General features: G+C 49.4%; 9 protein-coding genes and 1 tRNA gene. 6 read left to right on the forward strand and 4 right to left on the reverse strand.

Annotation, left to right across the window (positions count from 1 at the left end):
- Window positions 1-75: 75 nt before the first annotated feature.
- From NG42_RS14440 to NG42_RS14450, 3 genes are all read right to left on the reverse strand, one after another.
- A tRNA-Tyr gene (locus NG42_RS14440) sits at window positions 76-160 on the reverse strand.
- Window positions 161-309: 149 nt separating this feature from the next.
- A complete protein-coding gene (gene purU / locus NG42_RS14445; RefSeq protein WP_052900153.1) occupies window positions 310-1,158 on the reverse strand; it encodes a formyltetrahydrofolate deformylase in 849 nt (282 codons plus the stop codon).
- A 66-nt stretch (window positions 1,159-1,224) separates the two neighbouring features.
- Window positions 1,225-1,683, reverse strand: a complete 459-nt coding sequence (locus NG42_RS14450) for a YchJ family protein (protein ID WP_052900154.1) — start codon at window positions 1,681-1,683, stop codon at window positions 1,225-1,227.
- Window positions 1,684-1,789: 106 nt separating this feature from the next.
- On the opposite strand from NG42_RS14450, the gene rssA reads away from it, so the two are divergent.
- The 5 genes from rssA (at window position 1,790) to NG42_RS14475 (ending at window position 7,311) form a co-directional block, all read left to right on the forward strand.
- A complete protein-coding gene (gene rssA, locus NG42_RS14455; RefSeq protein WP_052900156.1) occupies window positions 1,790-2,692 on the forward strand; it encodes a patatin-like phospholipase RssA in 903 nt (300 codons plus the stop codon).
- 100 nt (window positions 2,693-2,792) lie between these two features.
- Window positions 2,793-3,806 (forward strand): two-component system response regulator RssB, encoded by a 1,014-nt coding sequence (rssB, locus tag NG42_RS14460; RefSeq protein WP_052900158.1) that lies wholly within the window; start codon window positions 2,793-2,795, stop codon window positions 3,804-3,806.
- Between the two features lie 209 nt (window positions 3,807-4,015).
- On the forward strand, window positions 4,016-4,924 hold the full coding sequence (gene galU / locus NG42_RS14465) for a UTP--glucose-1-phosphate uridylyltransferase GalU (protein WP_052900160.1): 909 nt from the start codon (window positions 4,016-4,018) through the stop codon (window positions 4,922-4,924).
- Between the two features lie 24 nt (window positions 4,925-4,948).
- Window positions 4,949-6,289: a UDP-glucose dehydrogenase family protein gene (locus NG42_RS14470; protein ID WP_052900162.1), complete on the forward strand. Its 1,341-nt coding sequence runs from the start codon at window positions 4,949-4,951 to the stop codon at window positions 6,287-6,289.
- Between the two features lie 14 nt (window positions 6,290-6,303).
- Window positions 6,304-7,311, forward strand: coding sequence for an NAD-dependent epimerase (locus NG42_RS14475; RefSeq protein WP_052900164.1), 1,008 nt, complete (start codon window positions 6,304-6,306; stop codon window positions 7,309-7,311).
- A gap of 155 nt (window positions 7,312-7,466) precedes the next feature.
- Here the strand turns inward: NG42_RS14475 and hns are convergent, their stop codons facing one another.
- Window positions 7,467-7,874 (reverse strand): histone-like nucleoid-structuring protein H-NS, encoded by a 408-nt coding sequence (gene hns, locus NG42_RS14480; protein WP_052900166.1) that lies wholly within the window; start codon window positions 7,872-7,874, stop codon window positions 7,467-7,469.
- A 539-nt stretch (window positions 7,875-8,413) separates the two neighbouring features.
- Between hns and tdk the strand changes: the two genes are divergently transcribed.
- Window positions 8,414-9,034: a thymidine kinase gene (gene tdk, locus NG42_RS14485; RefSeq protein WP_052900168.1), complete on the forward strand. Its 621-nt coding sequence runs from the start codon at window positions 8,414-8,416 to the stop codon at window positions 9,032-9,034.
- The last annotated feature ends 159 nt before the right edge of the window (window positions 9,035-9,193 follow it).

Here is a 9,193-nt window from a genome sequence, read left to right on the forward strand (position 1 = left end):
CGTTTGTGCGTGCGGCAAAGTCGGGTGTTTAAATTGAATGATTCTGGAAACGAATAATGAGGGATAATGCTGAAATGGTGGTGGGGGAAGGATTCGAACCTTCGAAGTCGATGACGGCAGATTTACAGTCTGCTCCCTTTGGCCGCTCGGGAACCCCACCACTGGCCTGGCTACTATGCTGGTAAGCGGGGCGCATCATATCAAATGAAACGGGGCTGTAAAGCACTGGATAACGGAAACTTTATCGTTTGCCGGTTTTTTGCCCGTAGCGCTGCATTAGCCAGCAACGCAGCGCTACGTCTTATCCATTTACAGGATGATGGTGCGGTTGCCGTAAACAAACACGCGCTGCGCCAGCACTTTATCCAGCGCACGGCTCAGAACATTTTTTTCCACATCACGACCGGCGCGCATCATATCTTCCGCCGTGTAGTTATGATCGACGTGAATCACGTCCTGCATAATGATCGGGCCTTCATCCAGATTATCGTTTACGTAGTGTGCTGTGGCACCGATAATCTTCACGCCGCGCTCATAAGCCTGATGGTAAGGACGTGCGCCAATAAACGCCGGCAGGAATGAGTGGTGGATATTGATGATTTGATTCGGGTAGCGCTGCACAAAAGCCGGGGTCAGCACGCGCATATATTTTGCCAGCACCACGTAATCAGGCTGATAGCGGTCAATCTCTGTGGCCATATTGTTATCATGCTGTTCACGTGTCATGCCTTCATGGCTGACCAGAACAAACGGAATATCAAAGCGCTCCACCAGCGTACGCAGGGTTTCATGGTTGCCAATCACCGCCGCAATTTCAACGTCCAGGCCACCGTAAGTGCTTTTCATCAACAGATCGCCAAGGCAGTGCGCCTCTTTGGTCACCAGAATCACCACGCGACGACGGCCAGCCGCGCCCAGTTCGCGTACCGAGCCTTGCGGCAGAGCGCTGTCGAGGTCAGCCAGCAGGGTGTTGTCGTTGAAAATACCTTCCAGTTCGGTACGCATGAAGAAGCGCCCGGTGCGGTGATCAACAAATTCGTTGTTCTGCACGATATTCAGCTCGTGCTTATAACAAATATTGGTGATTTTTGCGATCAGCCCTTTGGCATCCGGGCAAATAGTGCGTAAAACTTTTCGTTGCAGTGTTTGCGCTTGCATTTCGTTATGGATCCTGTCGAAGCGTTTGTTTCGTTTATCAAACATCAAATCTAAACGGCAATAGTTCTATTGGCCGCAACATTTTTTGTATTTTTTTTCAGAGCCGCAGGGGCAACTCTCGTTTCGCCCCACCTGCGGAGCGGTACCGTCAATATAGTACCAGCGATGATCCTCGCGGACAAAGCGTGAGCGTTCATGAATGGCTGCAACACGCTGATTGTCGAGGAATCGCGCAAAAAACGTGACGAAAGCTTCATTATCATGGCTTCCTGCCTCCTGAGCGATTACATTCAGACTTAGCCACTCGGTGCCGGTAAAACTTTCTTCAAGCACACTTTGCAATTTTGCCTGTCGACAACTACTGTGCCAGGTGGCAGCAAGATAAGCGGCATCCTGTTTTACATAGGCGGTATAACGCGAGCGCATTAATTTTTCGGCGGTGGACGGAAATGCTGACCCATTCAGCCATGGCTCGCAACATAAGCTATACTGCATTCCGCTACAGCACGGACACTTTTCAGACACATGAACTCCGGGTTGTCAGACAACAGGTATAAATTAGAACAGGCGTTATGTTAACCGAGCTGGATTCGGTTAGCCATTTGCACGTTAAGTTATCACCAGAGGTTGAATGAGACAGGTTAAAATTGGACTGGCGCTGGGGTCGGGCGCTGCCAAAGGATGGGCCCATATCGGCGTGATTAATGCCCTGGAACGCGCAGGGATTCAGGTCGACATCGTAGCGGGTTGTTCGGTTGGCGCACTGGTTGGTGCTGCCTATGCCAGTGAACGGCTGCCAATGATGGAAAAATGGGTGCGCTCATTCAGCTACTGGGATGTGATCCGACTGATGGATTTCTCATGGCGTCGCGGCGGGTTATTACGTGGCGAGCGGGTGTTTAATCATGTTCGCCGGGTGGTGGAGCATGAAAACATCGAGCAGTGTAAGTTGCGATTTGGCGCGGTCACCACCAATCTCAGTACCGGCCGTGAGCTATGGCTGACGGAAGGCGACCTTCATCGGGCGGTACGCGCCTCCTGCAGTATGCCAGGCCTGCTGGCTCCGGTCAGTTATAACGGTTACTGGCTGGTCGATGGCGCGGTGGTTAATCCGGTACCGGTTTCGCTGACCCGCGCATTAGGGGCAGATATTGTTATCGCCGTCGACTTACAACATGATGCCCACCTGATGCAGCAGGATTTACTGTCTGTCACCCCCCAATCTGAGGAGCAGGAACATGAGCAGGCGACCAGCTGGGGTGGAAAGCTCCGTCAGCAACTGTCAAAAATGGCCCAGCGGCGCATTAACCAGAGCCCCGGAGCGATGGAGATTATGAGCACCTCAATTCAGGTGCTGGAAAACCGGATTAAACGTACCCGTATGGCCGGCGATCCGCCGGATGTACTTATTCAACCTTTTTGCCCGCAGATATCTACGCTGGACTTTCATCGTGCAGATGAAGCGATTGCTGCCGGCAGAGAGGCCGTCGAAAAAAAAATGGATGAGCTTTTACCGCTTGTTCGGAACAGATAATTGAGGCTGGTCAGGCACAAATGTTACTTCAGGCAATTCTGACAGGCATAAGTGCGTTTTATGAACCACTATTTAATTATCTGGCGCACAAGGGGGATCAATGGAAAAACCATTAGACGGGAAACAAATACTCATCGTAGAAGATGAGGTGGTTTTCCGTACCCTGCTGGAAAATTTCCTTCAGGCACTGGGTGCAACTATCATCCCGGCCGCAGACGGTCTGGAAGCACTGGATGCGATGCAGCGTACGACACCAGATATGATGATTTGCGATCTGGATATGCCGCGGATGAATGGTATTAAGCTGGTGGAGCATCTGCGCGCGCGCGGTAATCAGCTGCCGATTTTGATTATCTCGGCGACAGAAAATATGTCGGATATCGCCCATGTGTTGCGCCTCGGGGTGCAGGACGTGCTGTTGAAGCCGATCAAAGATCTTGAGCGGTTGCGCGAGGCGGTTTATGAATGCCTCTATCCGTCAATGTTCACCTCAAAAGTTGAAGAGGATGAACAACTGTTTCAGGACTGGGATGCGCTGGTGCGCGATCCTTCTGCGGCGGCAAAATTGCTCAAGCAGTTACAACCGCCGGTGCAACAGGTGATCGCCAACTGCCGTATCAATTACCGGCAACTGACCATGGCCGAGCAGCCCGGACTGGTGCTGGATATCGCCGCACTTTCCGAAAAAGATCTGGCCTTTTATTGTCTGGATGTGACCCGCGCCGGTGATAATGGCGTGCTGGCGGCTTTACTATTACGCGCACTGTTTAACGGCTTGTTGCAGGAGCAGTTATCCGGTCAGGGATCGCGGCTGCCGGAATTAAGCGGCCTGTTAAAACAGGTCAACCTGTTACTGCGTCAGGCTAACCTTACCGGTCAGTTTCCTTTATTGGTGGGATATTATCATCAGGGCTTAAAAAATCTGATTCTGGTTTCCGCCGGGCTGAATGCCACTCTTAACATCAATACCCATCAAATTCAGTTGAATAATGGCGTACCGCTGGGAACGCTCGGCAGCACGCATCTTAATCAAATCAGTCAGCGCTGCGATGCCTGGCAGTGTCAGGTGTGGGGGGCGGGTGGCCGGTTAAGGCTGATGCTATCGACTGAATAATAAACGAAGCGCTAATAAACTCAGTCAAGCTGGCGACAGGCACCATTACACGCTTTACACTTAACCAGACACTTGGGTAATAGTCTTAATTTTACTGGAATTTGTCTAACCAGGATAAATCCTTCGCCGCTGAACTGATATACTCATTCCGTTTTTAATTCGACATATTCAAGTGAAAAAACTTGACCGGCCTAAAGAGAGGTATCTTGATGTCTGCCTATAAGTCTAAAGTAAAAAAAGCGGTAATCCCTGTAGCGGGTTTGGGAACACGTATGTTGCCGGCTACCAAAGCTATTCCAAAAGAGATGCTGCCGCTGGTTGATAAGCCGTTGATTCAGTATGTCGTTAATGAATGTATTGCTGCGGGAATTAACGAGATTGTGCTGGTTACACACTCTTCTAAGAACTCCATCGAAAACCATTTTGATACCAGTTTTGAGCTGGAAGCGATGCTGGAAAAACGTGTTAAGCGTCAGCTTCTGGATGAAATCCAGTCTATCTGCCCACCGCATGTCACCATCATGCAGGTGCGTCAGGGCATTGCAAAAGGTCTTGGACACGCAGTGATGTGCGCACATCCGTTAGTGGGTGACGAGCCAGTCGTGGTAATCCTGCCAGACGTGATCATCGATGAGTATGAGTCTGACCCGACCAAAGATAACCTGGCAGACATGCTGAAACGCTTTGATGAAAGCGGTCACAGCCAGATTATGGTTGAACCAGTAGCTGATGTTACCGCCTACGGCGTGGTAGATTGTGAAGGGCGCGAACTGAACCCGGGTGAGAGCGCGCCGATGGTCGGTGTGGTTGAGAAGCCAAAAGCCGCTGAAGCACCATCCAACCTGGCGGTAGTAGGGCGTTACGTCCTGTCTGCAGACATCTGGCCTCTGCTGGCGAAAACCCCTCCGGGCGCGGGTGGCGAAGTGCAGCTGACTGACTCCATTGCCATGCTGATGGAAAAAGAAACGGTTGAAGCTTACCACCTGAAAGGCGTCAGCCATGACTGTGGTAACAAGCTCGGCTACATGCAGGCTTTCGTTGAGTATGGTGTACGCCACGCGTCACTGGGCAGTGACTTCAAAGAGTGGCTTGAAAGCACCATCGGCACCAAAAAGTAATCTATTTTAACGCGAGATAAGTCAATGAAAGTCACCGTATTTGGTATCGGCTATGTGGGTCTGGTTCAGGCTGCGGTTCTGGCCGAAGTTGGACACGACGTGCTTTGTATAGATGTCGACGCTAACAAAGTTGAGAATCTCAAGAAAGGTATTATACCTATTTTTGAACCAGGTCTGACGCCTCTGGTGATGCAAAACTATGAAGCTGGCCGGTTAAAATTCAGCACCAATGCTGAAGAGGGTGTAAACCACGGTGTGATGCAATTTATCGCTGTGGGCACGCCGCCAGATGAAGATGGTTCAGCGGATCTGAAATATGTCACCGCTGTTGCGCGTACCATTGCGCAGTTTATGAACGATCATAAAGTGGTTATCGATAAGTCTACCGTTCCGGTAGGGACTGCCGATCGTGTTCGTGCTGTTATGACCGAAACGCTGAAAACACGTGGGCTGGATATCAGCTTCGATGTGGTCTCCAACCCGGAATTCCTTAAAGAAGGTGCCGCGGTCAGTGACTGTATGCGTCCTGAGCGTATCGTTGTCGGTACCGATAACGAAGAAGTGGTTGAACTGCTGCGCGAGCTGTACGAGCCGTTTAACCGCAATCACGATCGCATGATCCTGATGGATATCCGCAGTGCGGAGCTGACCAAGTATGCGGCAAACTGCATGCTGGCAACCAAAATCAGCTTTATGAACGAGATTTCAAACCTGGCGGAACGTCTGGGTGCGGATATCGAAAAAGTGCGTATGGGTATTGGTTCCGATCCGCGTATCGGTTACCACTTCATCTACCCTGGCTGTGGCTACGGCGGCTCCTGCTTCCCGAAAGACGTGCAGGCACTGATTCGTACCGCTGAATCGATTGGCTACACGCCGCGCCTGCTGAAGGCGGTGGAAGACGTTAACGACTCGCAGAAAACCAAACTGCCCGCCTTTATCAAACGCCACTTTGGTGACGACCTGCAGGGTAAAACCTTTGCGCTTTGGGGGCTGTCATTTAAGCCGAATACCGATGACATGCGTGAAGCTTCCAGCCGGGTGCTGATGGAAACATTATGGCAAGCAGGCGCCTCGGTTCAGGCTTTCGATCCTGAAGCGATGGACGAAGCACAGCGCATCTATGGTCATCGTACCGACCTGAAGCTGATGGGCACCAAAGAAGCAGCACTGCAAGGCGCAGATGGTCTGGTCATTTGTACTGAGTGGAAGAACTTCCGCGCACCAGACTTCGATGTGATTAAAAATGCCCTAAAAGAACCCGTGATTTTTGATGGTCGTAACCTGTATGATCCAGAAAGAGTCAGCAAGCGCGGTTTTGTTTATTATGCAATCGGCCGCGGAGCGTCTATTCAAATTGCATAATTAACGAGGACAGTATGAAATATCTGGTTACCGGCGCAGCAGGCTTCATTGGTTTTCACGTTAGCCAACGTTTGTTGTCAGCCGGTCACCAGGTTATCGGAATCGATAACCTGAATGATTACTACGATGTAAACCTCAAGATTTCCCGTCTCGAACTGATTAAAACCCATCCTGAATTTCTATTTGTCGAATGTGACCTTGCCGATCGGCAGGGGATGGCGCAATTATTCGCCGAACAAGGTTTTGAGCGGGTAATACATTTAGCGGCGCAGGCTGGCGTACGTTATTCCATCGATAATCCGCATGCCTATGCGGATGCTAATCTGATCGGCCATTTAAATGTGCTGGAAGGTTGCCGTCACCATAACATCGGTCACCTGTTATATGCTTCTTCAAGTTCGGTGTATGGCCTGAACCAAAAAATGCCATTCTCGACTGAGGATTCAGTCGATCATCCGGTTTCGCTCTACGCCGCGACCAAAAAAGCCAATGAACTGATGTCGCATACCTATTCTCATCTGTACGGAATTCCGACAACCGGTTTGCGTTTCTTTACGGTTTATGGCCCATGGGGTCGTCCGGATATGGCGCTGTTTAAGTTTACCCGCGCTATTCTCGCCGGCGAAAGTATCGATGTGTATAACCATGGACAGATGCGTCGCGACTTTACTTATATTGACGATATTGTTGAATCAATAATTCGTCTGCAAGATATTGTGCCGCAGAAAGACCCGGAGTGGACAGTAGAAACGGGATCGCCAGCCACCAGTTCAGCACCTTATCGTGTTTATAATATCGGCAATAGCCAGCCGGTTACCCTGATGGCATACATTGAGGCACTGGAAAACGCGCTGGGTATGAAAGCCGAGAAAAATATGCTGCCAATGCAGCCTGGCGATGTGCTGGAAACCAGCGCGGACACCAGAGCGCTGTATGAGATTATCGACTTTAAACCACAGACAGGTGTGGAAGAGGGGGTTAAACGCTTTGTAGAGTGGTACAGAGCGTTCTACAAGGTGTAATCGCACCGGTGCGCAATACCCGAATATAAAAAAAGGAAGCCAATGGCTTCCTTTGTTTTTTGCTTACCCTGATGAAACAAATGTTCAACAATAATCAACAATAAAAAACCCCATTTTAACAAATGGGGTTAATTGGGAAGCACCCTGAACAGCTATTACAGCAGGAAATCTTCCAGCTTTTTACCTTGCTCTTCAATTGCTTTTTTGATTACGGCCGGAGTACGACCCTGGCCAGTCCAGGTTTTGGATTCGCCATTTTCATCGATGTATGAATATTTAGCCGGACGTGCAGCGCGTTTCGCTTTGCCCGCAGCTTTAGTTGCAGCCATAGTCTGCAGCAATTCATTAGGGTCGATGCCATCAGCAATCAGCATTTCACGATATTGTTGCAGCTTACGGGTACGCTCTTCAATCTCAGCCTGAGCCTGAGTATCTTCTTCGCGACGTTCGTTAACGACGACTTCCAGTTTTTCCAGCATCTCTTCCAGAGTTTCCAGGGTGCATTCTCTGGCCTGTGCACGCAGAGTGCGGATGTTGTTCAGAATTTTAAGTGCTTCGCTCATTGTCCTAATCTCAAAATTATATTGGGTGGGAGAAAATGTTCTGCCTGATAATAATAGAGGCCGAAAATAGGAACTGCAATAGTTAATTTTGTAAGAAACTCAAAATAACTATTTAACCTGCGATAAGTTTAACGCTATTTGCAAAATTTTAAAGCCCGCTGCGTTAGAAATATGCCATTTGATAAAAAATAACCCATAACACCCCCTGCACGGGCAGGGACATGTCCTGGCAGGAAAAGCCAAATATTGATAACGGGCAGGTAAGAATGGCCTTACACAGCGGCTGAAAGCAAAGGAAAATAGAGAAAACTCTGAGAATATTAAAGGCTTCTATTTTGCTTTTTTGTCGTTTAATGCGGCCTGAATGCCGATGCTTATGACGCTGTTTAAAACAGCAATCACAGAAATTAGTCGCGGACATCAGTGGAGAAATCCACTGGCTGTTACGTCCGGTTTAGTCCCGGCGCAGGCGAATATAGCCTGATACTGTGGTACACTCGCCCCGGACACTTGTTAACCTTTTTGTGGAGTTCGGCCTGATGGCTCAGCTTTATTTTTATTATTCGGCGATGAACGCTGGCAAATCTACCGCGCTGTTGCAATCCTCTTATAATTACCATGAAAGAGGCATGCGCACGCTGATCTATACCGCAGAGATTGACAATCGCTTTGGGCTTGGCAAAGTCAGCTCGCGCATTGGTCTTTCATCTCCAGCAAAGCTGTATAATAACCATACTTCATTGTTTAACGAAATTAGTGCAGAACATCAACATCAAACGGTGCATTGCGTACTGCTGGATGAAAGCCAATTTCTTACAAGAGAACAAGTTAAAGAACTTTCCGATGTGGTAGATAATCTCGATATACCTGTACTTTGTTATGGCTTACGTACAGATTTCCGTGGTGAATTGTTTAGCGGTAGCGAGTATTTATTGGCCTGGTCAGATAAGCTGGTCGAGTTAAAAACAATCTGCCACTGCGGTCGTAAGGCCAGTATGGTATTACGTCTGGACAGTAATGGCGCGCCATATAAAGAGGGCGAGCAAGTGGTAATTGGCGGAAATGAGCGCTATGTCTCAGTTTGCCGTAAGCACTATAAAGAGGCGCTGGAAACCGGAGCCCATAGTGCCATTTATGGCACCCGCAGCGCATCGGCATAAAACGGCAAGACAGGCATTATTTGTCACCGCCGGCATTAACATTACCGCCAATAAAAAACCCGCCGCAGCGCTGAAGGATCCCCACTAAATCAGCGCTAATAAACCAACACCATATTACGGTAGGTTTTGGCGAGGTGGCTGAGGACAGCGTCTAACGCT

Source organism: Winslowiella iniecta, from assembly GCF_001267535.1.
Taxonomy (GTDB): domain Bacteria; phylum Pseudomonadota; class Gammaproteobacteria; order Enterobacterales; family Enterobacteriaceae; genus Erwinia; species Erwinia iniecta.